Source organism: Cobetia sp. 5-25-4-2 (assembly GCF_013374075.1).
GTDB lineage: Bacteria > Pseudomonadota > Gammaproteobacteria > Pseudomonadales > Halomonadaceae > Cobetia > Cobetia marina.
The window spans coordinates 281208-305492 of record NZ_BLWK01000001.1 but is presented as its reverse complement, the minus strand read 5'-3'; the positions used below and the strand labels follow the sequence as shown (position 1 = coordinate 305492).

Annotated in this window: 21 protein-coding genes; 4 read left to right on the top strand and 17 right to left on the bottom strand. The window is 63.2% G+C overall.

Translation table 11 applies throughout. The annotated features are described in order from the left end of the window. Positions 1-360 precede the first annotated feature (360 nt). Positions 361-990, top strand: coding sequence for a transcriptional repressor LexA (lexA, locus tag HXS65_RS01360; protein WP_077371975.1), 630 nt, complete (start codon positions 361-363; stop codon positions 988-990). A 130-nt stretch (positions 991-1120) separates the two neighbouring features. On the opposite strand, the gene HXS65_RS01355 is transcribed toward lexA, so the two are convergent. From HXS65_RS01355 to topA, 3 genes are all read right to left on the bottom strand, one after another. After that, positions 1121-1360, bottom strand: coding sequence for a hypothetical protein (locus HXS65_RS01355; RefSeq protein WP_103751365.1), 240 nt, complete (start codon positions 1358-1360; stop codon positions 1121-1123). 253 nt (positions 1361-1613) lie between these two features. Next, positions 1614-2093 (bottom strand): DUF6586 family protein, encoded by a 480-nt coding sequence (locus tag HXS65_RS01350; protein ID WP_077371969.1) that lies wholly within the window; start codon positions 2091-2093, stop codon positions 1614-1616. After that, the gene (gene topA / locus HXS65_RS01345) at positions 2093-4735 is read right to left on the bottom strand and encodes a type I DNA topoisomerase (RefSeq protein ID WP_077371966.1); all 2643 of its coding nucleotides are present in this window, start codon (positions 4733-4735) and stop codon (positions 2093-2095) included. Before topA ends, HXS65_RS01350 begins: the two co-directional genes overlap by 1 nt. A 607-nt stretch (positions 4736-5342) precedes the next feature. Here topA and pyk point away from each other — a divergent pair. Together pyk and HXS65_RS01335 are read left to right on the top strand one after the other, a co-directional pair. Further along, the gene (gene pyk, locus HXS65_RS01340) at positions 5343-6812 is read left to right on the top strand and encodes a pyruvate kinase (RefSeq protein WP_077371963.1); all 1470 of its coding nucleotides are present in this window, start codon (positions 5343-5345) and stop codon (positions 6810-6812) included. Between the two features lie 79 nt (positions 6813-6891). Next, positions 6892-7365, top strand: coding sequence for a methylglyoxal synthase (locus HXS65_RS01335; protein WP_077371960.1), 474 nt, complete (start codon positions 6892-6894; stop codon positions 7363-7365). Positions 7366-7586: 221 nt separating this feature from the next. On the opposite strand, the gene HXS65_RS01330 is transcribed toward HXS65_RS01335, so the two are convergent. The 6 genes from HXS65_RS01330 to HXS65_RS01305 all read right to left on the bottom strand — a co-directional run bounded on the left by HXS65_RS01330 (position 7587) and on the right by HXS65_RS01305 (position 14237). Continuing rightward, positions 7587-8339 (bottom strand): isochorismatase family protein, encoded by a 753-nt coding sequence (locus HXS65_RS01330; RefSeq protein ID WP_218015031.1) that lies wholly within the window; start codon positions 8337-8339, stop codon positions 7587-7589. A 183-nt stretch (positions 8340-8522) separates the two neighbouring features. Further along, a complete protein-coding gene (locus tag HXS65_RS01325) occupies positions 8523-9212 on the bottom strand; it encodes a prephenate dehydratase domain-containing protein (RefSeq protein ID WP_176492929.1) in 690 nt (229 codons plus the stop codon). A gap of 67 nt (positions 9213-9279) precedes the next feature. Further along, the gene (locus HXS65_RS01320) at positions 9280-10032 is read right to left on the bottom strand and encodes an SDR family oxidoreductase (RefSeq protein WP_176492928.1); all 753 of its coding nucleotides are present in this window, start codon (positions 10030-10032) and stop codon (positions 9280-9282) included. Between the two features lie 211 nt (positions 10033-10243). Next, entirely contained in the window at positions 10244-10795 is a 552-nt protein-coding gene (gloA, locus tag HXS65_RS01315; protein ID WP_077371949.1) for a lactoylglutathione lyase, read from the bottom strand. A gap of 118 nt (positions 10796-10913) precedes the next feature. Next, entirely contained in the window at positions 10914-12752 is a 1839-nt protein-coding gene (oadA, locus tag HXS65_RS01310; protein WP_176492927.1) for a sodium-extruding oxaloacetate decarboxylase subunit alpha, read from the bottom strand. A gap of 69 nt (positions 12753-12821) precedes the next feature. After that, positions 12822-14237: an acetyl-CoA carboxylase biotin carboxylase subunit gene (locus HXS65_RS01305; protein WP_176492926.1), complete on the bottom strand. Its 1416-nt coding sequence runs from the start codon at positions 14235-14237 to the stop codon at positions 12822-12824. A gap of 186 nt (positions 14238-14423) precedes the next feature. On the opposite strand from HXS65_RS01305, the gene HXS65_RS01300 reads away from it, so the two are divergent. Beyond that, positions 14424-15413 carry a LysR family transcriptional regulator gene (locus HXS65_RS01300; RefSeq protein ID WP_077371939.1) on the top strand — a complete coding sequence of 330 codons (990 nt, stop codon included), beginning with the start codon at positions 14424-14426 and terminating at the stop codon, positions 15411-15413. An 87-nt stretch (positions 15414-15500) separates the two neighbouring features. On the opposite strand, the gene lipA is transcribed toward HXS65_RS01300, so the two are convergent. The 8 genes from lipA to mrdA all read right to left on the bottom strand — a co-directional run bounded on the left by lipA (position 15501) and on the right by mrdA (position 24257). Beyond that, positions 15501-16493 carry a lipoyl synthase gene (lipA, locus tag HXS65_RS01295; protein WP_077371936.1) on the bottom strand — a complete coding sequence of 331 codons (993 nt, stop codon included), beginning with the start codon at positions 16491-16493 and terminating at the stop codon, positions 15501-15503. Continuing rightward, positions 16493-17218 carry a lipoyl(octanoyl) transferase LipB gene (gene lipB, locus HXS65_RS01290; protein WP_084209158.1) on the bottom strand — a complete coding sequence of 242 codons (726 nt, stop codon included), beginning with the start codon at positions 17216-17218 and terminating at the stop codon, positions 16493-16495. The genes lipA and lipB overlap by 1 nt, the downstream gene beginning before the upstream one ends. A gap of 57 nt (positions 17219-17275) precedes the next feature. Further along, positions 17276-17563: a YbeD family protein gene (locus HXS65_RS01285; protein ID WP_077371930.1), complete on the bottom strand. Its 288-nt coding sequence runs from the start codon at positions 17561-17563 to the stop codon at positions 17276-17278. 163 nt (positions 17564-17726) lie between these two features. Next, entirely contained in the window at positions 17727-18929 is a 1203-nt protein-coding gene (locus HXS65_RS01280) for a D-alanyl-D-alanine carboxypeptidase family protein (RefSeq protein WP_084209159.1), read from the bottom strand. A gap of 98 nt (positions 18930-19027) precedes the next feature. Then, the gene (locus tag HXS65_RS01275; RefSeq protein WP_176492925.1) at positions 19028-20056 is read right to left on the bottom strand and encodes a septal ring lytic transglycosylase RlpA family protein; all 1029 of its coding nucleotides are present in this window, start codon (positions 20054-20056) and stop codon (positions 19028-19030) included. Further along, positions 20053-21093, bottom strand: coding sequence for a lytic murein transglycosylase B (gene mltB, locus HXS65_RS01270; RefSeq protein ID WP_077371920.1), 1041 nt, complete (start codon positions 21091-21093; stop codon positions 20053-20055). The genes HXS65_RS01275 and mltB overlap by 4 nt, the downstream gene beginning before the upstream one ends. Before the next feature lie 73 nt (positions 21094-21166). After that, positions 21167-22318, bottom strand: coding sequence for a rod shape-determining protein RodA (gene rodA, locus HXS65_RS01265; RefSeq protein ID WP_371861119.1), 1152 nt, complete (start codon positions 22316-22318; stop codon positions 21167-21169). After that, positions 22305-24257, bottom strand: a complete 1953-nt coding sequence (gene mrdA, locus HXS65_RS01260) for a penicillin-binding protein 2 (protein WP_084209161.1) — start codon at positions 24255-24257, stop codon at positions 22305-22307. The genes rodA and mrdA overlap by 14 nt, the downstream gene beginning before the upstream one ends. Positions 24258-24285 lie beyond the last annotated feature (28 nt).

Here is a 24285-nt window from a genome sequence, read left to right as displayed (position 1 = left end):
CAGGACACACAGGGCCTGTGTACCGGTAGCCGGATGCGCCCGACGAACATTCGTTTGAAACAAGATAATTCTAGCTGTCCATGCCATGACTGGCAATTGCTGGTTGTTTCAAACACTCGACAGCCAAGACCGGCAGGACGCGCATTCACGCGGGACATTCGGGGACGGGATGGTCATGGGGCGTCCCGGACACCCGCTGTCTCGCGTCAGCATGTCGATGTCGACGAAGATGCCGGCAACGTTGCTGCCAAAGCACCCACGATGCCTTGCATGACCGCCATGACTGGATACAATGACAGTTGTATGGATGCACACCCCGTGCCGTCAGCTCAGATGCCGCCCAGGCCAAAGGCAATGCCCATGACTCAGCCGCTTACTCCGCGCCAGCAGGATGTCTTCGATTTCATCATCAAGACCATCAAGTCCTCAGGCTATCCGCCAACGCGTGCCGAAATCGCCCAGGCACTGGGCTTTCGCTCACCGAATGCCGCGGAAGAGCATCTGCGTGCCCTGAAGCGCAAGGGAGCCATCGAGATGGTGCCGGGCACCTCGCGGGGCATCCGCGTGCCGTCTCTGGCCGAGGCGGAAGAGGATAGCGAGCAGGGCCTGCCGGTCATCGGGGAAGTGGCCGCTGGCAGCCCTATCCTGGCCAGCCAGCATATCGATCGCCATTGCCCGCTGCCCAGTGACTACTTCTCGCCTGCCGCCGACTATCTGCTGCGCGTGCGCGGGGTCTCGATGAAGGATGTCGGCATTCTGGAAGGTGACCTGCTGGCCGTGCACCGCACGAGCAGCGTGCGTGACGGACAGATCGTGGTGGCGCGTCTGGGGGATGAAGTGACGGTGAAGCGCTTCCGTCGCGATGGCCATTACGTATGGCTGGAAGCCGAGAACGAGGACTTCGCTCCCATCAAGGTGGATCTGCGCACGGACAGCCTGGAAATCGAGGGCCTCGGCGTGGGCGTGATCCGCGATGGCGGCCTGCACTGATCTCAAGGCTCGCAGGCAGTCTGTCCTCACAGCGCTGACGCGCAGATGACGATTGTCGTCATCTGGGCATCCACGAAAAAACCCGCCGATTGGCGGGTTTTTTCGTGGCTGGCAGACATGCGGGAAGTGCTCAGTGCACCATGCCTTCCGACTGCTCGTCTTCATCATCCTCGCCATCCCACAGGCGGGTGCGGGTGATGGCGTGGTCGATCATCTCACGCGCGACCTCGAAGCGATTGTCACGCAGCAGATCGGCAGCTTCATCGGAGATGCGGATACTCAGAAGTGGCTCACCTTCACTCTCGGCGGCACGCAGGATCACTTCCCCATCTTCCATTTGCACGATTTCAAGTACGGCGGGATCGGACACGTCATTCCTCCTGCACGGCATCCTGAGGATACCGGCGTCGTTGTGATCGTCAGCTTGACGGCGGGCAGGCCCTGCGACTTGCAGTCACTGGCGACAATGCAGAAAAAAGTACGACCACAGCCAGAGCCATGGTCGTACCGGAGAATGCAGGGCTTGCCACAATGCCGCCAGTCTAGCACCCGTCATGCCAGGGCGTCACCTGAATGACAGGTGCGTGACATGCCAGCGCTTTCGGGTCAGGCAAGGCGCGACGCTACCACTCCACATTCGACTCGCGAAGGTGTGACAGCAACGCCTTCATGGCGCTGACTGCCGTGGCGAGACGCTCTGCCAGAGGCGCATTGGCCGCCGCGGCGATGATGAGACCATCGCCACGCGCCTGGCCTTCCTCACGCCGGGCAGCACCGCCCTCTTCATGCAAACGCGTGATATCGGCCACCAGCTGGCTCAACCAACTGTCCGGCTGCGCCTGCAGGCTTCGCAACTGCTCGATTTCCGCCACGGGAGTCGGCGGTGTGGCCAGCCGCTCGCGCCAGCTGCCCTCAGGCCAGCGTGCCGACGCGGCGCACTCCTCGATCAACGAGGCCAATGCCAGCTCCATCAACGCCAGCGCCCCTTCCTCACCGGCCATGCGCCGTGCGACGGCATGCTCATCACGCGTCGCGACGGCCGCCTGCTCCAGCAGCAACTCGGCCTGATACAGCAGTTGATTGGTGCGGCCACGCTGGCTCATCAGCTCTTGGCTCCCTTGCGCTTGTCCTCGACGACCCAACGGCCGTTGTCGAAGGTCGCCTTCCACCCCGTCGCCTTGCCATCTTCGTCCGTCATCACGAACTGCTCCTTGGCCTTGCGCGAGAAACGAATCTGCGTCGGGCGGCCATCGGGGTCTTTCTCCGGCGCCTTGAGGATGAAGTGATACTTCTCCGGCAGCTCGTCGGCATGCGCCTTGAGCTCGCTGACCAGCGGCGGACGCGTCTCGCGATTCTTGGGGAACTGACTGGCGGCAAGGAACAGGCCACTGGCGCCATCACGCAGCACGTAGTGATCCTCGACCTTCACGCAGGCAAGTTCCGGCATGGGGATCGGGTCCATCTTCGGCGGCGCGACCTCCCCGGACTTGAGCAGCTTGCGGGTGTTCTTGCAATCCTCGTTGGTGCAGCCGAAGTACTTGCCGAAACGCCCGGTCTTGAGCTGCATGTCGGCACCGCACTTGTCGCACTCGATCACCGGCCCATCGTAGCCCTTGATGCGGAACTGACCCTGCTCGACTTCATGTCCCACGCAGTCCGGGCTGTTGCCGCAGACGTGCAGCTTGCGCTGCTCGTCGATCAGATAGCTGTCCATGGCCGTGGCGCAGATCGGGCAACGGCGCTTGGCACGCAGTGCATCGGTCTCGGCATTCTCATCCGCGTCAGCGGCGACCGCCTCATCCCCCGGCAACAGGTCGATGGTGGTCTTGCAGCGCTCCTTGGGCGGAAGGTTGTAACCGGAGCACCCTAGGAAGACGCCAGTGGAGGCGGTACGGATCTGCATCTCGCGGCCACAGGTCGGGCAGGCGATATCGGTCGGCACCGGCTGATTCGGGCGCATGCCCTCTTCTGACTGGGCGTGATCCAGCTCGGCCTTGAACTCGGCGTAGAAGGCATCCAGCAGCTCGCGCCAGTTGCGCTGACCATTGGCCACCTCATCGAGGTAGTCTTCCATGCGCGCGGTGAAGCCGAAGTCCATCAGGTCCTTGAAGGATTCACTGAGACGATCAGTGACGATGTCACCCAGCTTCTCGGCGTAGAAACGCCGATTTTCCAGCGCCACGTAACCACGATCCTGGATGGTCGAGATGATCGCCGCATAGGTCGAAGGACGGCCGATGCCGCGCTTCTCCAGCTCCTTGACCAGACTGGCTTCGGTGTAACGCGCCGTCGGCTTGGTAAAGTGCTGCTGCGGGTCCAGCTCGACCAGCTCCAGCACCTCGCCGATGGCCAGGTCCGGCAGTGACTGGTCCTCTTCCTTCTTGCCCGCCGGCTTCATCACGCGGGTATAACCGTCAAACTTGAGCACCCGGCCCTTGGCGCGCAGCTCGTAGCCATCGACCTCGATGGTCAGGGTCGAGGACAGATACTCCGCCGGCACCATCTGGCAGGCGACGAACTGACGCCAGATCAGCTCATACAGACGCTCCGCGTCACGCTCCATGCCGGTGAGGTCCGTCGCGCGACGCGCCACCTCGGAGGGACGGATCGCTTCGTGAGCTTCCTGGGCGCCTTCCTTGCTGGAGTAGACGTTGGCGGCCTGCGGCAGATAGTTGTCGCCGAATTCCTCAGCGATGAAGTCCCGCGCGGTGGCCACCGCGTCCGCCGACAGATTGGTCGAGTCGGTACGCATGTAAGTGATGTAACCGGCCTCGTAGAGGCGCTGCGCCATCATCATGGTCTTCTTGACCGAGAAGCCGAGACGACTGCTGGCCGCCTGCTGCAGGGTCGAGGTGATGAAGGGGGCATTCGGCTTGGAGCGGGTCGGCTTGTCTTCGCGATTGGAAATCGCGAGCCGAGCGGTACGCAGCGCCGCGATGCGATCCAGCGTTTCCTTCTCGCTGGTCGGACGGAAGGCCTTGCCATCCTGACGCGCCAGTTCGAAACGGATCGCCTCGCCGCTGGTCGCGGCAAGCTCTGCGTGCACATCCCAGAATTCTTCCGGAATGAAGGCACGGATCTCACGCTCACGCTCGACGATCAAGCGCACGGCAACCGACTGCACTCGACCGGCCGACAGCCCACGAGCCACCTTGGCCCACAGCAGCGGCGAGACCATGAAACCGACGACACGATCCAGATAGCGACGCGCCTGCTGAGCATGCACGCGGTCCATCTTCAGATCGCCCGGCTCATCGAAGGCCGCCGTGATCGCCTTCTTGGTGATCTCGTTGAACACCACGCGCTTGTAGCGGGTATCGTCGCCACCGATGGTCTCGCGCAGGTGCCAGGCAATCGCCTCACCTTCGCGGTCCAGATCCGTCGCGAGATAGATGGTGTCGGCCTTCTCGGCCAGGCGCGTCAGCTCGGAGACGACCTTTTCCTTGCCGGGCAGGATCTCGTAATGCGCCTCCCAGCCGTTCTCCGGGTCTACCCCCATGCGACGGATAAGCTGCGTCTTGGCCTTCTTTTCCTTGTGAGCCGCCTTGGCTTCCGGCGACATCTTGCGCGTCTCGGCTGCCTGACGGGCACGCTCCTTGGGATCGGTGGCCTGCTTGCCGCTACCGCTGGTCGGCAGATCGCGGATATGCCCGACACTCGACTTCACCACGAAGTCGTTGCCGAGATACTTGTTGATGGTCTTGGCCTTGGCAGGCGACTCGACGATCACCAGTGACTTGCCCATGGTTGCTCGCATCTCCTGGCCGGCGCTGACTGCACCGGCGAATGACTCGTAGCGCTGGGTTTTATCCCAGCCTAAAAATGCGCCTACCCTACCCCAGCATTTCAGCGCTGACCAGCAATGTTGCCAGCACCACGCCATGTGGGTGGTGGCAGCGGACATCACACACCACCCCGAATCTCGAGAATCGACGTCCGAGGCATGACGCGGTCATCGACCGGCACCCGGACCTGCCAAACCCGCCAGGTGCATGTGTCGCCATGACGACAGGCAAGCCATGACTATATATAAGTGGCCTTTTCACGATTCGTCACATCAGTGTGGCATTACTGACACAGGCAGTGGCAGGCCTGCGGGTCAACGTAGATGCCATCCTCACAGCCAGGGCCTCTCGGATCACGCCATGTCTGACTGGCCACCAGCCTGACGCCAGCGCTTGTGAAGACGCAAGTCATGTCGCTACCATCGCCGCCATGGCAGCCAAATCACTCACGCGCTACTACACCAATCAACCACGACACTCGACAGGCTCCCTTTACGTCGTCAATGTAGTAAAATGACAACACAAACCGCCTGACCCCTCACGCAAGTGTTCAAGGAGTATGTTCTCATGCCGCACGCGTTCAACGGCCCGATCCGCCGCACCAAGATTGTCGCCACACTCGGTCCGGCCAGTGACAAGCCGGGCGTCCTCGACGCGATGATCCGTGCCGGAGTGGATGTGGTTCGCCTCAACTTCTCTCACGGCAGCCCCGAAGACCACCGCATGCGTGCCGAGGCCGTCCGTGCCGCCGCCGCCGCCCAGGGCCGCAGCGTCGCCGTGCTGGGTGATCTGCAAGGTCCGAAGATCCGCATCGCCCGCTTCAAGGACACCGCTGTCCAGCTTCAGGAAGGCCAACCGTTCATCCTGGACATCGGCCTGGGCCGCGATGAAGGTACCGTCGAGCGTGTCGGCTGCGACTATCAGCAACTGGCCGATGACGTGGTCGCCGGCGACGTTCTGCTGCTTGATGACGGTCGCGTGGTGCTCGAGGTCAACGAACTCAAGGGCAACGAGATCCACACCACCGTCAAGGTGGGTGGCAAGCTGTCCAACAACAAGGGCATCAACAAGCAAGGCGGTGGCCTGTCCGCCGAGGCGCTGACCGAGAAGGACAAGGCAGACCTCAAGACCGCCATCGACATCGGCGTGGACTATCTGGCCGTCTCCTTCCCGCGCAGTGGCGCCGACATGCAGCTGGCACGTGAGCTGCTGGGCGAGGAAGGTCGTGACATCGGCCTGATCGCCAAGGTCGAGCGCGCCGAAGCCGTGGCCGACGACGCGGTGCTCGACGGCATCATCCTCGCCAGTGAAGGCGTGATGGTGGCGCGTGGCGATCTGGGCGTGGAGATCGGCGACGCACAGCTGATCGGCGTGCAGAAGCGCATGATCCGCCGTGCCCGCAGCCTCAACCGCGTGGTCATCACCGCGACCCAGATGATGGAGTCGATGATCAGCGCCCCGCTGCCGACCCGCGCCGAAGTCTTCGACGTCGCCAATGCCGTGCTCGACGGCACCGACGCCGTGATGCTGTCGGCCGAGACCGCGGCAGGCGATTTCCCGGTCGAGACCATCGAGACCATGGATCGTGTCTGCCTGGGTGCCGAGCGTGAACGTGCCGCCCAGGAATCCCAGCACCGCATCCACGAAGGCTTCAGCAAGACAGACGAGACCATCGCACTGTCTGCCATGTACGCGGCCAACCACCTGACGGGGGTCGTGGCCATCGTCTGCATGACCGAATCCGGCTACACCCCGCTGATCGCCTCGCGCATCCGCTCGGGTCTGCCGATCGTCGGTCTCGCCCAGGACCAGAAGACCCAGCGCCGCATGGCTCTCTATCGTGGCGTGGTGTCACTGCCCTTCGATTCCAGCGAGCTGCCGGCGCAGGAGATCAACCGTCGCGCCATCGCCGAGCTGGAAGCGCGCGGCATCGCCAACCGTGGTGATCTGGTGATTCTGACCCGCGGCGATCAGATGAATGCCCACGGTGGCACCAACACCATGAAGATCGTCACTGTCGGTGGCACCATCGACTGAGCGACCGGCATCGACGGATCGACACCGGCAGCGTTATCACTGGCGGGGCTGACACCCCGCCTTCAGGAGATCAAGCGGCATGAGCGAGCAACGACCCAAGCGCCAGGCACGACGCACCCTGGCAGAACGCAAGCGGATTGCGCTGGTGGCTCACGATGGCAAGAAGGATGAGATGCTGGCCTGGGCCATGCGCTGGCGCGATGAGCTGTCACGCCACCAGCTGCTGGGCACCGGCACCACGGCCCGACGCATCAGCAAGGAGCTCGGACTTGAGGTCGAAGGCCTGATGAGCGGGCCGCTGGGCGGTGATCAGCAGATCGGTGCGCGCATCGCCGAAGGCAATCTCGACCTGCTCATCTTCCTGTGGGACCCGTTCGCTCCGATGCCGCACGACCCTGACGTCAAGGCGCTGCTGCGCCTGGCGACACTGTGGAACGTGCCGGTGGCCAACAATGTCGCGAGTGCCGACTTCATGTTCCACTCATCACTGATGTCGGAGTCGGTCGAGATCGCGGTCCCCGATGCCAATGACTGGGTCAGCACCCGCGCCTGACACTGGCACATTGCCGATACACGTAAACGCCCGCCCCTCATTTGAGTGGGCGGGCGTTTACGTATGGACCCATGTCAGCGTGATCCAAACCGTCATTGGCTTCATGCAGGACAGCGAATATCCGCGAAAATGTCGTAATCAAACTACATTTCGGACCTTTACCTGACTGGCTAGCTGGCTAGCTAACGGCAACATGCCCCTTCCTCCAGGCGTCTGATGCCTCACGCCTGAATCCTGAGCTGGCTGGCGATGATCGCCCCGCGTGAGGCCATGCAATAGAGCCCGATGTGATGGGCGTCTCGCTGCGGGTGGATGGCGGGCGCAGGCAATCCAAGGGCAGCCACGCTTTCCGCACTCAGATCATAGGTGGCGCAGGCAGGCTCCAGCACCACGATGTCGCTCACCTCGCCCAGCAGACCATGATTGCGTGCAGAGAGAAGCGTCAGCACCAGGTCCATCACGCAGATGTCCGTGCAGATTCCCGCCACTACCAGCGTCTTCAGTCGCTGCCGGCCAACCCAATCCTGCAGCGCATTGACACCGCTTGCCGGGTCGATCGCGCCAATATATCCATTGATGCAATCCTTGCGCACCAGAGTGGCATGCGGATCGCTCTCCAGCCACGCAAGCTCGGCCACCAGCTCATCCTCACCACTACCCTGCTCACAGTGAGCGGGATAGGGCGGCTCCGGGACGCCGGGTGAGTGGGAGTCAATGAAGGCCAGCAGCGGGCGGGCGTGCGCCGAGAAACAGCGCGCCACGTCGTCACTGAGCGCCACCATGCGGGTTACCTGGGCATTGTCGGCCTGCGGGGCCAGAGCGCCTCCTTGCACCTGACAGAAGCCGTTGATCTCATCGACCAGAATCAGTCCGGCACTCGGCAGCGAACATTCGTAAGGGGCAGGCCGTACCGGCAGGCGCGCATCCAGCGCAAGGGGGGAGTCGAGAGGCGCGGGGGATGCAGGAAACGACAACGGCGAGCTGTCGGGGCTGCTGGCCGAGGTAGCATCGGCCTTTGACGCTCTCGTGTCAGTCTCTGAGGAAGCAATGGAGTGAGGCATCGTGTCGTACCCGAGGCAAGGAAAGCCTTCAGAGTATCAGCAGGTCACCGGACATGGCAGCGACGCACGGGCGATGGCTGCCATGTCGAAGGATACTCAGCTCGGATCAGACTCGCCTGCCACACAATCTGGCGAAGCTGAGGGCGCGTCGTCCAGATATCCCTGGCCACGCACGCTGCTGGTATCGCGCTTCAACACCGCAAACTGGGCGACACGCCCGGGGTCGTCCTCGATCCGCTCGGCAAGGCATACCAGACCCGGCCTGCGTGCGAGAGACGGTGGCGCGATCGCCAGGGTATCGTGGCGCCCCTCGGCCATGTCCAGCGCATCCGCCATGTGCAGGCATTCGATGCGTGCGACACCGGGGAGATTGTGCTCAAGCCACTCACTGCACTCCTCGAACAGAGCCTCGCGCGCCACGATGCGCTGGACCTTCGAGGGACAGAGGTCCGGTGGCCCCAGCAGGCTGAGGCTGATGGCACGGAAAAGCCGACGCTCCACCCGAATGCCCGGCCAGCAGGCCAACGCCTCGTGGGTGGCCGTCACCGGTCGCTGATGCCCTCTTGACCAGGGGACGACGGCAGCCTCCACCTCTCCTCTCACCAGGGCGTTGACCACCTCGTCGATGCCCGCATAGGCACTCAAGGTGGCATTCGAGGCATACATCTTGGCGGCGCATTCGCGTGAGTACCCCCCGAGCCGTCCCGGGTAGCCGACCCGCAGCACATGAGCCGATGCGCGCGTTGTCGATGCATTTTCCTGAGCTTCGCTTACCGTCACCTTCATCCCTGCCCCTCATGACAACGACTGATGAACATCCGACTTGCCATCAGCATAGCCGTAAATGGCGCACTCAGGCGAAACCACCATTGGCGCCGATGACCTGCCCGGTGACCCAGGCGGATTCCTCACCGGCCAACCAGGCCACGACGGCCGCGATATCCGTGGCATCCGCGATACGTCCCAGCGCTGCCATGCCCTTGAGACGCTCGATGGTCTCCTCGCTCTTGCCATGCCGGAACAGCCCGGTATCCGTCGGGCCCGGCGCCACGGCATTGACGGTAATCCCGCGTGCGCCGATCTCCTTGGCCAGCACGCGAGTGAGCTGGTCCACCGCGGCCTTGGATGCCGCATAGGGACCATAGGTGGCGAACATCTGGCGCGTCACGGAGGTGGAGATATTGATCACGCGGCCCCCATCACGCAGCTTGCGCGAGGCTTCGCGCATCATGTTGAAGCTGCCGGTGAGGTTGGCCTGCATCAGACTGGAAAAGTCCTCATCCGTGAACTCGGCCAGCGGCTTGTAGAGGCTCATCCCGGCATTGTTGACCAGAATATCCACTCCGCCATAGTGCTCAGTGGCCACCGTGAACAGCTGACTGGCCATCTTGCTGTCGCCGACATCGCCCTGGACGGCAAGCGCCTGCCCGCCAGCTGCCACTATCTCGGCCACCACCTGATTCGCCCCATCGACATCACTGCGGTAATTGACCACCACCCGGGCGCCGTCCGCCGCCAGACGCTGAGCGATGCCTGCGCCGATGCCGCGCGAGGCTCCGGTCACCACCGCCACCTTGCCGCTCAACTGCTGTGCATTCTCCGACATGGCTGTTTCCCCTTTCGTCATGGGCCATCGATTTCAAGGTCCCTCAATCTCAAGGTCCCTCAATCTCGAACCTTGAGCGTCTCAGTCAGACCTCATCATTGCAGCAACCGGATGCCACTGACACCCCTGCAACGCGGGGTTTCGTATCAACGAAAGAACCGCCACCCCGGGCATGCCGGTGGTGGCGGTTCTTTTACATCGGAGGCCTGCCTCAGGCTTGGCCGTTGGCCTGACGCTCGAAGGTATCGGCACGCAGGATCTCGATCCAGTAGCCGTCGGGATCCTTGACGAAGGCCAGACCCTTCATCTTGCCATCATCGGGGCGCTTGACGAACTCGACACCCAGCGATTCGAAGCGCTCGCTGGCGGCGTAGACGTCCGGCACGCTGACCCCGATGTGGCCGAAGCCCTGAGGCTGGGCGTTGCCGTCATGATAGGCGAAGTCCGGGTCGTCCTCGGTCCCCCAGTTGTGCGTCAGCTCCAGCATCGCCTCACGCCCGAAGGTGTAGGTGGTGCGCTTGAGATCATCACTCGGCACGTCGCTGGCCTGGTCGTCGTCCAGATAGGCGAGGAAATAGAGGCTGAACTGCATTTCCGGGAAGTCGAGCTTGCGCACCAGGCGCATGCCGAGCACACGGGTATAGAAGTCCAGACTACGCGTCGGATCCTTGATGCGCAGCATGGTCTGGTTGAAGACATAGCCTCGGGTAGCCGGATCAATCTGCTCACTCAGGCCGGGAACCTGCTCGAAATGTGTTGCCATGATGGTCCTTCCACAGGAAAGGACGGCAGGACATCCACGATGCCCGGCCGTCCCTGGTGATCGAATAGCTGTCAGATGGAGACGGCGAGCGGGTTTTGCAACCTCGCCGGCCGCGGCATCACTCGATTTCGATCAGTACTTCCCCCGGCGTGACGCGATCGCCGCGAGCCACGTGGATGGCCTTGACGGTACCGTCGACGCGCGCCGTGATCTCGGTCTCCATCTTCATTGCCTCGCTGATCAGCACCGACTGGCCTGCCGTGACGCTGTCACCCACCGCCACCAGCACCTCGACGATATTGCCCGGCATCGCCGTGGTGACGTGCCCCGGCGCAGACGCACTCGCGCGCCCGCCGCTCTGGCCACCTGCCACGTAATCGTCCTTGGCTTCGAACACCACCTCTTCCGGCATGCCATCCAGAGTCAGATAGACGTGACGCTTGCTGCCCTTGGCACCGCCGACGCCGGTGATCTGCACCGCATAGGACTCGCCGTGGACATCGATGACGAATTCGGTCGGCACGCCGGAAGACACCGGACGCTCCGCCTCGCCCTGGGGGATGATTTCCGGCGTGAGGGTGCCGGCGCGGCGCTCGCTGAGAAAGTCACGTCCCAGCTCCGGGAACATGGCGAAGGTCAAGACATCCTCAGGGAACTCGGCCAGCTCGCCCAGCTCCTCGGTGAGACGCGCCATTTCCGGGCTCAGCAGGTCTGCCGGACGCCCGACCTCCACCGGTGCGTTGCCGATGGCACGCGAGCGAACCTCTTCGTTGACCGGTGCCGGCGCCTGGCCATAGCCGCCCTGCAGATAGCGCTTCACTTCATTGGTGATGCTCTTGTAGCGCTCACCGGTCAGCACGTTGAGCACCGCCTGGGTACCGACGATCTGTGAGGTCGGGGTGACCAGCGGCGGATAGCCCAGATCGGCACGCACACGCGGAATCTCGGCGAACACCTCACGAATGCGCTCCAGCGCATTCTGCTCCTTCAACTGACTGGCCAGGTTGGACATCATGCCGCCGGGGATCTGGCTGATCTGGACCGAGACATCCTCACGGGTGAATTCACTCTCGAAGGCCGAATACTTGCGGCGCACTTCACTGAAGTAGTCACCGATCTCACGCAGCGACTCCAGTTCCAGTCCGGTGTCCCAGCGAGTGTCACGCAGCGAGGCGACGAAGGATTCGGTGGCCGGGTGGCTGGTGCCACCGGCGAAGGCCGAGATGCAGGTATCGATGTGGCGGCAGCCCGCCTCGACGGCCTTGATCTGACACTGCGGTGCCAGACCTGCCGTGGCATGGCTGTGCAGGTGGATCGGCACTTCGACTGCCTCGACCAGCGCACTCACCAGGTCGAAGGTGGCATACGGGGTCAGCAGCCCGGCCATGTCCTTGATCGCGATGGAATCGGCGCCCATCTCGACCAGCTTGCGCGCCTGCTCGACATACATCTCCAGCGTATGCACCGGGCTCACGGTGTAGCAGATGGTGCCCTGGGCGTGCTTGCCGGCCTTCTTGACCGCGCGCATGGCGGTTTCCATGTTGCGCAGGTCATTCAGGGCATCGAACACGCGGAAGATATCGATGCCGCCGGCCGCGGCACGCTCGACGAAGGCCTCCACCACGTCATCGGCATAATGACGATAGCCGAGCAGGTTCTGACCGCGCAGCAGCATCTGCAGCGGCGTGTTGGGCATGGCTTCCTTGAGCGACTTCAGACGCGCCCAGGGGTCTTCCTTCAGAAAGCGCACACAGGCATCGAAGGTCGCACCGCCCCAGACCTCGAGGCTGTAGAAGCCGGCCTGATCGAGACGTGCCGCGATGGGCAGCATGTCCTCGGTGCGCATGCGCGTGGCGATCAATGACTGGTGGCCATCACGCAGGACGACTTCGGTGACCTTGACGGCATCAGCCGCAGAGTCGCTCGCGGCATGGGGAGTGGAGGTAGCAGCAGTCATGTCAGGTGTCCTTGTCATTGTTGGTTGAGGAGTCGGGGGAAGGACTCGAACGGCATGTCAGGGGTGGACTCAGAGACCGGCGTGCGCCGCGATCGCCGCCGCGATCGCCAGTGCCGTCTGTTCCGGCAGGCGCTTGACCGAGTACTGGGTCAGCTCCGGATGCGCCGCCACGAAACCGGTATCGAAGCGCGCGTTGCGGAAGTCCGGATGCTTGAGGATTTCCTGATAGTAAGGCGCGGTGGTCTTGACCCCCTGCAGGCGCATGTCATTGAGGGCGCGTGACCCGCGATTGATGACCTCTTCCCATGTCAGCCCCCACACGATGAGCTTCAGGCACATGGAATCGAAATACGGCGGGATGGTGTAGCCGGTATAGATCGCGGTATCGGTTCGCACGCCAGGCCCGCCGGGGGCGTAGTAACGCGTGATGCGCCCGAAGCTGGGCAGGAAGTCGTTCTTGGGGTCCTCGGCATTGATGCGGAACTGGATGGCATAGCCGTGATGGCGGATGTCTTCCTGACGGAAGGCCAGCTTGTGGCCCCAGGCGATGCGGATCTGCTCGCGCACGATGTCCACGCCGGTGATCGCCTCGCTGATGGTGTGCTCCACCTGGACGCGGGTGTTCATCTCCATGAAGTAGATCTCGTTGCCCTTGACCAGGAACTCCACGGTACCGGCATTGCGATAGCCCACGGCCCGCGCGGCGCGCACCGCCATCTCTCCGACGTAGGAGCGCTGCTCCGGCGTCAGCTGAGGGCTGGGGGCAATCTCGATCAGCTTCTGGTTGCGGCGCTGGATGGAGCAGTCACGCTCGAACAGATGGATCACGTTGTCGTGACTGTCGGCCAGAATCTGGACCTCGATGTGATGCGGGTCGACCACGCAGCGCTCCAGGAAGACATCCGCACTGCCGAAGGCCTTGGTAGCCTCCGAGATCACGCGACCCCAGGCCTGCTTGAGCTGCTGGGCATCATCACAACGCCGGATACCCCGCCCCCCACCACCTGAGGTAGCCTTGAGCATCACCGGATACCCCACCTGTTCCGCCACGCTCAAGGCTTCCTCGACATCGGCCAGATTGCCCTTCGAGCCCGGCGTAACCGGCACGCCAGCCGCCTTCATGGCGGCGCGGGCTTCGGTCTTGTCTCCCATGCGCGCGATGACATCACTGGACGGGCCCACGAAGGCAATGCCCACCGCTTCGCAGATTCTCGCGAACTCAGCATTCTCGGAAAGGAAACCATAGCCCGGATGAATGGCATCACAGCCTGTCTCGCGGGCCAGATCCACCAGGCGACGGGGGTCCAGGTAGCCGGCCAGCGGGTCTTCGCCGATGAAATGCGCTTCATCGGCACGCTTGACGTGAAGCGAGAAACGATCGGCTTCGGTGTAGACCGCGACAGAGCGGATGTCCATCTCGGCACAGGCGCGTACAATGCGCACTGCGATTTCCCCTCGGTTGGCGATCAGCAACTTGCGGAACATGGTGACTCTCCCTGACGGAACGCGGTGATCTTGTTGTTGACGGCTTGCGTCTGACTCTCCTGCAACCCTGGAGGCTTGCGAGGGCAGTCATGTTCTCAGGCTTTCCACGCTACCCAGCGAGAGACCAATAGAAAAGTTGATATTTTTTTGCCAATCTATAAGTAAAACCTTATGACTGGGTGTGTCATGTCGCGTCCAAATCTGCTAAACCGATTAACTTTCAGACAGTTACAGGTATTTCAGGCCGTCCATCGCCAGCAGTCCTACTCGCGTGCGGCTGAGCAACTCGGACTGACACAGCCCGCCGTCAGTGCCCAGATTCGCCAATTGGAGCAGGCGCTCGAGCAATCGCTGTTCAAATATGCCGGCAAGACGCTGCATATCCTGCCGGCGGCGGATGCGCTGGCAAGCTCGGTACAGTCGATCTTCGGGGAAGTCTCGAGCCTGCAGATGGAGCTGTCGGAAATCGCCGGCACCATCCGTGGCGAGCTGAATCTGGCGGCCGTGTCCACGGCCCAGTATGTGGTGCCCCACATTCTGGCGCGCTTTCGTGCCCGCTACCCGGAAGTCTCGGTGCGCCTGCGCGTCTGCAATCGCGGCCAGGCACTGGAACGCCTCGCCGAGCGACGCGATGACCTGGTGATCATGGGCATGGTGCCCGATGACGCCAACCTGGCCTTCATGCCGATCCTGGACAACGAGCTGATCCCCATCGTCTGGCCCGGCCACCCGCTGCTGGACGTCAAGGGCGTCACGCTGGAGGATCTCGCCCAGTACTACATGCTGATGCGCGAGCCTGGCTCCGGCACGCGTACCGCCTTCGAGGAATTCGCCGCCCGCGAGCGCGTCTCGCTGCGCCATACGCTGGAGCTGGGCTCCAACGAGGCCATCAAGCAGGGCGTGATGGCGCATCTGGGCGTGGCGATCCTGCCGCGGCTGGCCGTCCAGTTGGAGCTGGCCTCCGGCCTGCTGGCCTCGCCGTCCCTGCCGGGCTTCCCGCTCAGACGCTCCTGGTGCACGGTCTATCCCAAGGATCGCTACCCCACGCCGGTCACCGAGCTGTTCCTGCGTTTCGTGCGCGAGCTGCTGCCGGAGCTCAACGCACACTTCAGCGCGCCGATGGAGCCGATTCCCGGGCACAGCGTCGCCTGCCTGCCGCTGGCCACGGAGCAATGACGCTCCACCACACGCCCCTGTGCTCATGAACCAAAAAAACCGCCGCGGAGATGATCTCCGCGGCGGTTTTTGTCGGGCCAGTCCGGCTTATTTCACTTCCACACCATGCGCCTGCTTGTCGGCGTGATAGGAAGAGCGCACCAGCGGACCGGAGGCGACATGCGAGAAGCCCATCTCGCGCGCCTTCTGACCGAGCCAGTCGAAGGTATCCGGGTGGACCCAACGATCGATCGGCAGGTGGCTGCGTGACGGCTGCATGTACTGCCCGAGGGTCAGCATGTCGACGCCGTGATTGCGCAGGTCCTGCATGACCTCGAGCACCTGCTCGTCAGTCTCGCCCACCCCCAGCATCAGACCGGATTTGGTCTTCACTTCCGGGCGACGCTCCTTGTAGCCCTTGAGCAGATCCAGCGACCACTGATAGTCGGCGCCCGGACGCACGCGGCGGTACAGGCTCGGCACGGTCTCCAGATTGTGGTTGAAGACATCCGGCGGCGTCTGCTCGAGCACGTCCAGCGCGACCTGCATGCGGCCACGGAAGTCCGGCACCAGCACTTCGATCTCGGTACCTTCACACTTCTCGCGGATCTCGCGGATGCACTCGGCGATGTGGTTGGAGCCACCGTCACGCAGGTCATCACGGTCAACGGAGGTCACGACGACGTAATTCAGGCGCATCTCGGCGATGGCTTCGGCCAGCTCGCGCGGCTCGTCGGCATTCAGCGCATTGGGACGACCGTGGGCCACGTCACAGAACGGGCAGCGACGGGTACAGATATCGCCCATGATCATGAAGGTCGCGGTGCCGCCGCTGAAGCACTCGCCCAGGTTCGGGCAGGAGGCTTCTTCACACACCGTGTGCAGGCCGTGCTTGCGCAGGGTCTGCTTGATGCGGCTCACCTCAGGGGAGGCAGGCATGCGCACGCGCAGCCAGTCCGGCTTCTTCGGCAAGGTCTCGGTGGGAATCACCTTCACCGGAATGCGAGCGACCTTCTCGGCGCCACGCAGCTTCACGCCACGCTCCTTGCGAGCAGGAGCAGCGGAGGGAGCGGGCTTCGGGGTAGCGGTGGTCTCGGTCATCAGTTCTGTCCTGCTGTTCGAGAAATGTCAGCCAGTGCCGCGGGCAGCCCGCTCACCGGAGTCAGGGTCACGTCCCCCAGGCTTGCGCCCAGACAACGCACCAGGCGGTCACGCTCAGCGGCAAGATCCACTGGCTCGCGCGTCAGGTCGCGTAGCTGGGTCATCGCCATGCCGGCATAGCCGCAGGGATTGATGCGCCCGAAAGGCGCAAGGTCCATGTCCAGATTGATCGCCACGCCATGGAAACTGCATCCACGTCGGATGCGCAACCCCAGCGAGGCAATCTTGGCCTCTTCCATCGAGCGGCGCGGATCATCCATGCGCTGCGCCGATTTCTTCACGTAGACCCCCGGGGCATCGGGGCGTGGATACGCCTCGATGCCGTGCTCGGCCAACGCCGCCACCACCGTCTCTTCCAGCGCAGTCACCAGCTGGCGAACACCGATGCCGCCACGCTTGACGTTGAGCAACGGGTAGAGCACCAGCTGGCCGGGGCCGTGATAGGTCACCTGGCCACCCCGGTCGGTCTGCACCACCGGGATATCACCCGGCATCAGCAGATGTTCCGGCTTGCCAGCCTGTCCCTGGGTAAAGACGGGGGCGTGCTCCACTACCCACAGCTCATCCGGGGCCTCCGGCGAACGGGTATCGGTGAAGTCACGCATCGCCGACCACACTTCCTCATACGGCAGCACGCCGAGGTGGTGGACGTGAATCGTGTTCATGCATGCGCTCCTGTGCTCATGGCGCAAGCCAGTGAAGTCGCTCGTCTCACGCGAACGTCACAATACCATGTGGATGCGACCGGTGGCCTTGAGGTCACGGTGCAAGGCATCCAGCTGGTCGGTTCCGGTGGCTCGGATCACCACGCGGATGCTGCGATAGTTGCCGTTCTTGCTGTCCTGCCAGGTGATGGCCGTGGCGTCGAAACCGGGCGCATGCACTTCCAGGACATTGCAGACCACTTCGACGAGATCTTCGGCGGCATTGCCGACGATCTTGAGGGAGAAATCGCAGGGGAATTCGATCTTGGGGGGTGTCTTCTCACCCGCTTTTGGCGTGTTGGCCATGGGAAAGCCCTTCCAGTGATTCTATTTCCGACCATTCTACTCAACAAAGGGCGATCCGTCAGCCGGATCGCCCTTCGTGAAAGACGCACCCCCGGGTTTCAGGGGCGCGTGGCGGGCACCGTCGCATCACCTTGCTCGCTGGCCAGGGCGGACGGCACCAGCCTCAGTTGAACAGGCCGTGGAAGAACAGCATCAGGGCGTCCCACAGACGCTTGAAGAGACCGCCCTGCTCGACTGATTCCAGGGCAACCAGCGGCTCTTCCGCCAGCACCTTGTCCTCGAGCTTGATCTGCAGGGTGCCGTACTGCTCGCCGACCTGCACCGGTGCCTTGATGGTGTCCTTCAGATCAAGACGGGCAGTCAGCTTGTCGGCCTGGCCACTCGGCAGGGTCAGATAGACTTCCTTGGCCATGCCAAGACGCACCTGATCCTTCTCGCCGCCCCAGACACGGGCCTGATTGAGCACGGCACCCTTGTCATAGAGCTTCTTGCTCTCGAAGTAGCGGAAGCCGTAGGTCAGGAGCTTCTGGGATTCCTGGGCACGCGCCTCTTCGGAGCTGGTGCCCATCACCACGCTGATCAGACGCGTGTCTTCCTTCTTGGCAGACGCCACCAGGCAGTAACCCGCTTCATCGGTATGACCGGTCTTCAGGCCGTCGACATCCTTGTCACGCCACAGCAGCTTGTTGCGATTGGGCTGCTTGATGCCATTCCAGGTGAAGTACTTCTGGGAATAGATCTGATAGTGATCCGGATAGTCGCGGATAATGTGGCGCGCCAGAATCGCGAGATCATGTGCCGTGGAGTAGTGCTCCGCGTGCGGCAGACCGGTGGCGTTCATGTAATGGGTATTGTTCATGCCCAGACGCTTGGCGTGCTGGTTCATCAGGTCGGCGAAGGAGCCCTCGCTGCCGCCGATGTGCTCGGCAAGCGCGACGCTGGCGTCGTTGCCTGACTGGATGATCACGCCGTGCAGCAGATCATCGACCGAGACACTGGTGCCCTCGCGGATGAACATGCGCGAGCCGCCGGTCTTCCAGGCGTTGACGCTGATACGCACGTTCTCGTCCGGCGTCAGCTTGCCGTCATCGATTTCATTCTCGACCAGATAGGCCGTCATCATCTTGGTCAGACTTGCCGGCGGCAGACGCTTGTCGGCATTGTGCTCGACCAGGATGCGACCGGAATTGGCATCCATCAGAATCCAGGAGGACGCGGCCAGTTGCGGCGCCGCCGGAATCAGGGTGTCGGCCTCGATGGCCCGGGCCGGCGTGGAGGTGACGCTGGTCAGCAGCGCGATACCGCTGGCCGCCATCAGCCCGGCAAGACGGCGCCGCAATGGAAGAAGTCTGGCTTTCAGGGACATGTTGAAATCTCTTTGACACTCATGCGTTAGCCGGGGCACAAGCCCCGGCCATGTTGCACCCTCGTGGGATGCATGATGGATGCGCCAGATCACCGCCGCTAGCGCGGTGCCTGTACGCTGAAGGCGCCGGAGAAGCCGGCATCGGCGATCGCGGACTTGAGCGACTCGATACGCACGCTTTCTTCAAGCGGGCCCACCTGCACCTTGTAAAGATTGCCACTGCCCAGCACTCGGACCGGGCGATCAAGCGCCGCGCTGACGCGCTTGCTGATGCGGTCTGCCGTTTGCAGGTCACTGACCGCCGCCACCTGCAGGAAGCTGGCATCAGCGCCGCTGGCCGTGGTGTCGGTCGCGCGCGCCGCAGAGGCTACCACGGGCTTGGCGGCAACGCTCGTGCTGGACGTCTTCGCCGCCACGGAATCGCCGGTTGCGCCCATTTCCTCAAGCCCTGCGATGCCCTGCTCGCGACGCACCGCCTGACTGCGGGCCAGCAGGCGCTCGGACTCGGCCGTGCCCTGGGTCGGGCTCGGCCCCGGCCGCCAGGTGCTGGCATCCAGCGTCTCGACGCGCACATGACCGGTACCATGGCCAAGCATGTCGAGACGCCACGCCGCACTGTAGGACAGGTCGATCAGGCGATCATCATGGAAGGGCCCACGATCGTTGACCCTGACGATGACCTGCTTGCCGTTGTCCAGATTGGTGATTCGCGCGTAGGTCGGCAGCGGCAGCGACTTGTGGGCCGCCGTCATGGTGTACATGTCATAGATCTCGCCGCTGGCGGTGGCGTAGCCATGGAACTTCTTGCCATACCAGGAGGCGGTACCTTCCGCCACGTAGCCGCGCGGGTCATCCATCACATGATAGGTCTTGCCCCACACCTCATACTCGCTGCGGTTGCCGCTGCGCGTATAGGACTCGGGCTTCGGCACGGCATCCGGCACCGCGGAGACGTCCGGCGCGTCGTCGGGATAGGCATCCGAATCCATCTCGTAACGCCCATTCTTGCCCGCCTTCTTGCCCGTGCTCGGCGAAGCACCGTCGCTGACCGTGGTGCCACCACTGCTGGCACAACCGGCCAGCAGGGCAAGCGCCAACGTCAACGGCAGCGCGCGTGACCAGCTCATCCGGCACCCCCATCCTCGAGACGGCGCTTGATCGCCTGGGACAGCTCATTCACGGCCATCGCATACAGATGACTGTGGTTGTAGCGAGTGATGACGTAGAAGTTGTCATAGCCCACGGCGTAGCGATACCCCTGCTTGAGGTCCAGCGCCAGCGGGATGATCTGGGTATTGCCTGCCACGCCACCCGCGACCTCGACCCCTGCCGCCTCAAGTGCCGAGACGCTCATGTAGGGCTTCTTGGTCTTGTTGAAGGTGACGGAAGACGGCGGAGTACCGGGGCCATCGGCTGCGCTGACGACCGGTGCACCGGCCTTCCAGCCGTGACGGGCGAAATAGTTGCCGACACTGCCGATGGCATCGACGGGGTTGTGCCACAGGTCCCGCACGCCATCGCCATCGAAATCGACGGCATAGGCCTGATAGCTGGTAGGGATGAACTGTGGGTAGCCCATCGCACCGGCATAGGATCCCTTGATGGAGAGCGGGTCGATGCCCTGCTCCAACGTCAGCTGCAGGAAGGCGGACAGCTCACCACGGAAGAACTTGCCACGACGCGGATGATCGAAGGCCAGCGTGGAGAGTGAGTCGATCACGCGGTGGGTACCGGTGTGCTTGCCGAAGAAGGTCTCGACGCCAATGATGGCGGCGATGACTTCCGGCGGCACGCCATATTCGGCCTGGGCGCGATCGAAGGTCTCGCGATGCTCGGCGATGAACTTCACGCCGGCTTCGATGCGAGATTCCTTCATGAAGATGGCGCGGTACTGGTCCCAGCGCAGGTGCCCTTCCGCCGGGCGCGACATGGCATCCAGCACTTTCTGGCTGTAATCGGCCTGATTCATCAGCTCGGTCACGCGAGCGCGATCCAGCCCCTTGGCCACCAGCTCATCCACCAGCTTGGCCGTCTCCGGGTGAGTTGCGGGAGCAAAGCCATCCGGCGCCGCCATGGCCGCCCCTGACATGCCCAGCAACGGCGCGATCATCAGGGCTGCGCCCCAGTGCTTCAGACGCCGCCCACGTGCGTTAATCACCGTCATCGACTCTCTCCTTGCCTGTCTGCGGGCGTCGGCCCGCGAATGTCCTTGCCATCCGGTAGCTGCAAAGGCCGCGTCAACGCGACAGCAGGCGCCGGTGGGTATGAATGCTCATGAGAATACCGAAGCCCGCCAGCAAGGTCACGCTGGAGGTCCCACCATAACTGACCAGCGGCAGTGGAACGCCCACCACCGGGAGAATGCCTGACACCATGCCGATGTTGACGAACACATAGACGAAGAAGGTCAGGATGATGGCCCCCCCTGTCAGACGCGCGAAGCTGTCCTGACCATGGTTGGCCATCACCAGCCCGCGCAGCACGATCAACACGTAGAGGGCAAGGAAGAAGCTCATGCCCAGCAGCCCGAGTTCCTCCCCGATCACCGCGACGATGAAGTCGGTATGCCGCTCAGGCAGAAATTCCAGCTGCGATTGGGTCCCCAGGGTATAGCCCTTGCCCAGCAGGCCTCCGGAGCCGATGGCAGTCTTGGACTGGATGATGTTCCAGCCGGCTCCCAGCGGGTCGGACTCCGGATTCAGGAAGGTCAGCACACGCCGGCGTTGATAGTCATGCATCACCATCCACAGAAGCGGCAGCGCCGAGGCGATCAACGCCCCGAAGAAGGCGATCAGTTTCCAGGAGAGTCCCGCCAGCAGGATGACGAAGACCCCGGCCGCCGCGACCAGCAGCGAGGTTCCCAGGTCCGGCTGCCGAGCGATCAGCAGCACCGGCGTGACGATGATCACCCCACAGATGACCAGATCGCGCCAGCGTGGCGGCAGCGGCCGCTGCCCCAGCCAGCAGGCGACCATCATCGGCATCGCCAGCTTCATGAGCTCCGACGGCTGGAAGCGCACGACGCCGGGAATCACCAGCCAGCGCTGGGCCCCCATGCCGACATCCCCCAGCACCTCCACCGCCACCAGCATCAGGAAACCGCCGCCATAGGCGACAGGTGCCCAGCGATACAGCGTGCTCGGAGAGAGCTGCGCAAGGCCGATCATGACCCCCAGCGCCAACGCCTGACGTGACGCCTGGCGCAGCGTGAAATCGATATCCTGACCGCTGGCGCTGTAGAGCACGATCAGACCGCACCCCAGCACGATCAGCAGCAACAGCAGCAGCCAGGGGTCCAGATGGATCCGCTCCCACAGACTGGTGCGACGCCGGCGATTGAGCTCGCCTCCCACGCTGCGCATCGAGCGCTGATAATCAGTCGGCATCATTGACTCCTGCAGGGGTTTCGCTCTGCTCGGCCTGCGCCGCCGTCTCTTCCAGGGCCGCCGCCAGCGTCAGGGCGGCATCACGGGCGACAGGATCAATGCGCGGCAACAACCAGTAATCCGTGATGGCACGTGCCATGGGGCCGGCCACCGAGCTTCCGCCCTGACCGTTCTCCACCACCACGGACACGGCGATCTCGGGATTCTCGACCGGCGCGAACGCCGCAAACAGGGCATGGTCGCGCAGACGTTCCGCCAGCTCGTGACCGTTGTACTTCTGGTCCTGCCCCAGGGTGAAGACCTGCGCCGTACCGGACTTGCCGGCCATGCGATACTTGAGCCCGGGCCCGACGTACTTGCGCGCCGTGCCCTCGCGGCCATTGACCACGTCCTCAAGCGCGCCGATGACCTCGTCCCACCAGGCAGGATTCTCCACCACCACGTCAGGCTTCTCTTCGCTGCGCGGCAACAGCACCGTCTCATCGCCGATGCGCTTGGCCAGATGAGGCGTCACATGCCGGCCACGATTGGCCAGCACCGCCTCGGCGGAGGCGAGCTGCAGGGGCGTCGTCAACCAGTAGCCCTGGCCGATCCCGATGGAGATGGTCTCGCCGGGATACCAGGGCTTGTCGTAGCGATTGCGCTTCCATTCCTTGGACGGCATCAACCCCGGCAAGGCACCCTGCACGTCCAGCGCGGTCTGCTCACCGAACCCGAACTTGTGCATGTACTCGCTGATGCGATCGATGCCCAGTCGATAGGCGACATTGTAGAAGTAGGTGTCATTGGAGACGGCGATACCGCGCCGCATGTTGACCCGTCCATGCCCCCAGCGCAGCCAGTTGCGATACTTGTGGCTGTCATTGGGCAGCTGGAAATACCCCGGGTCGAAGAAGGTGGTCTGCGGCGTGATGACGCCATTGTCCAGCCCCGCCAGCGACATGAAGGGCTTGACCGTCGAGGCAGGCGGATACTGTCCCCGTATCGCCCGATTGAACAGCGGCAGGTCGATGTCGGACTGCAACGCACGGTAACTCTTGACGCTGATGCCGGTGACGAACTCGTTGGAATCAAAGCCCGGCACCGAGGCCATGGCGAGGATCTCGCCGCTCTCCGGCTCGATGGCCACGATCGCCCCACGGCGCCCCTTGAGCAGTCGATAGGCCAGATCCTGCAGGCCACGGTCGATGGTCAGCGTCAAGTCCTTGCCGGGCTGCGGGTCGATACGCGACAGCTCACGCAGCACGCGGCCGCGCGCATTGGTTTCCACCTTGCGCAGCCCGGCCTGACCATGCAGCGCCTCTTCATAGAAGCGCTCGATCCCGGTCTTGCCGATGAAGTGCGTTCCCGAATAGTTGCCCTTGTCGAGGGTCTTGAGCTCCGCCTGGTTGATGCGCCCGACATAGCCCAGCGTGTGCGAGAGCGGCTTGGCATCCGGGTAGTAACGCAGCAGCTGGGCCTCGACCTCGACACCCGGCAGGCGATAGCGATTGACCGCCAGACGCGCGATCTGCTCCTGGCTCAGTTCACTCATCAACAGGGCTGGCTGATAGGGGCGCTGTCGCTGACGCGAGCGTTCCTTGAAGTCTTCGATTTCATCAGGGGGGAGATCGAGAATCTCGACCAGACGCTCAAGCGTCGTCTCCAGATCACCGGCGCGTTCGCGCACGATGGTCAAATTGTAATTGGGACGATTCTCGGCAAGCAGGCGACCGTTGCGGTCATAGATCAGGCCGCGCGTCGGCGGCAGCGGTTCGACACGCACACGGTTCTTGTCCGAGCGCGTGGTATAGATATCGTGTTCCACGACCTGAAGAAAGACCAGCCGTGCCAGCAGGCAACCGGCCAGCACCAGCACCAGGCCGGCGGCCACGATACTGCGAAGGCGAAAGATCCGCACTTCCTGTTGGGGATTCTTGATCGTCGCCCGGCGTTGGCGCATGGCGGGTCTCGCAACTCGTGTCTTGTCG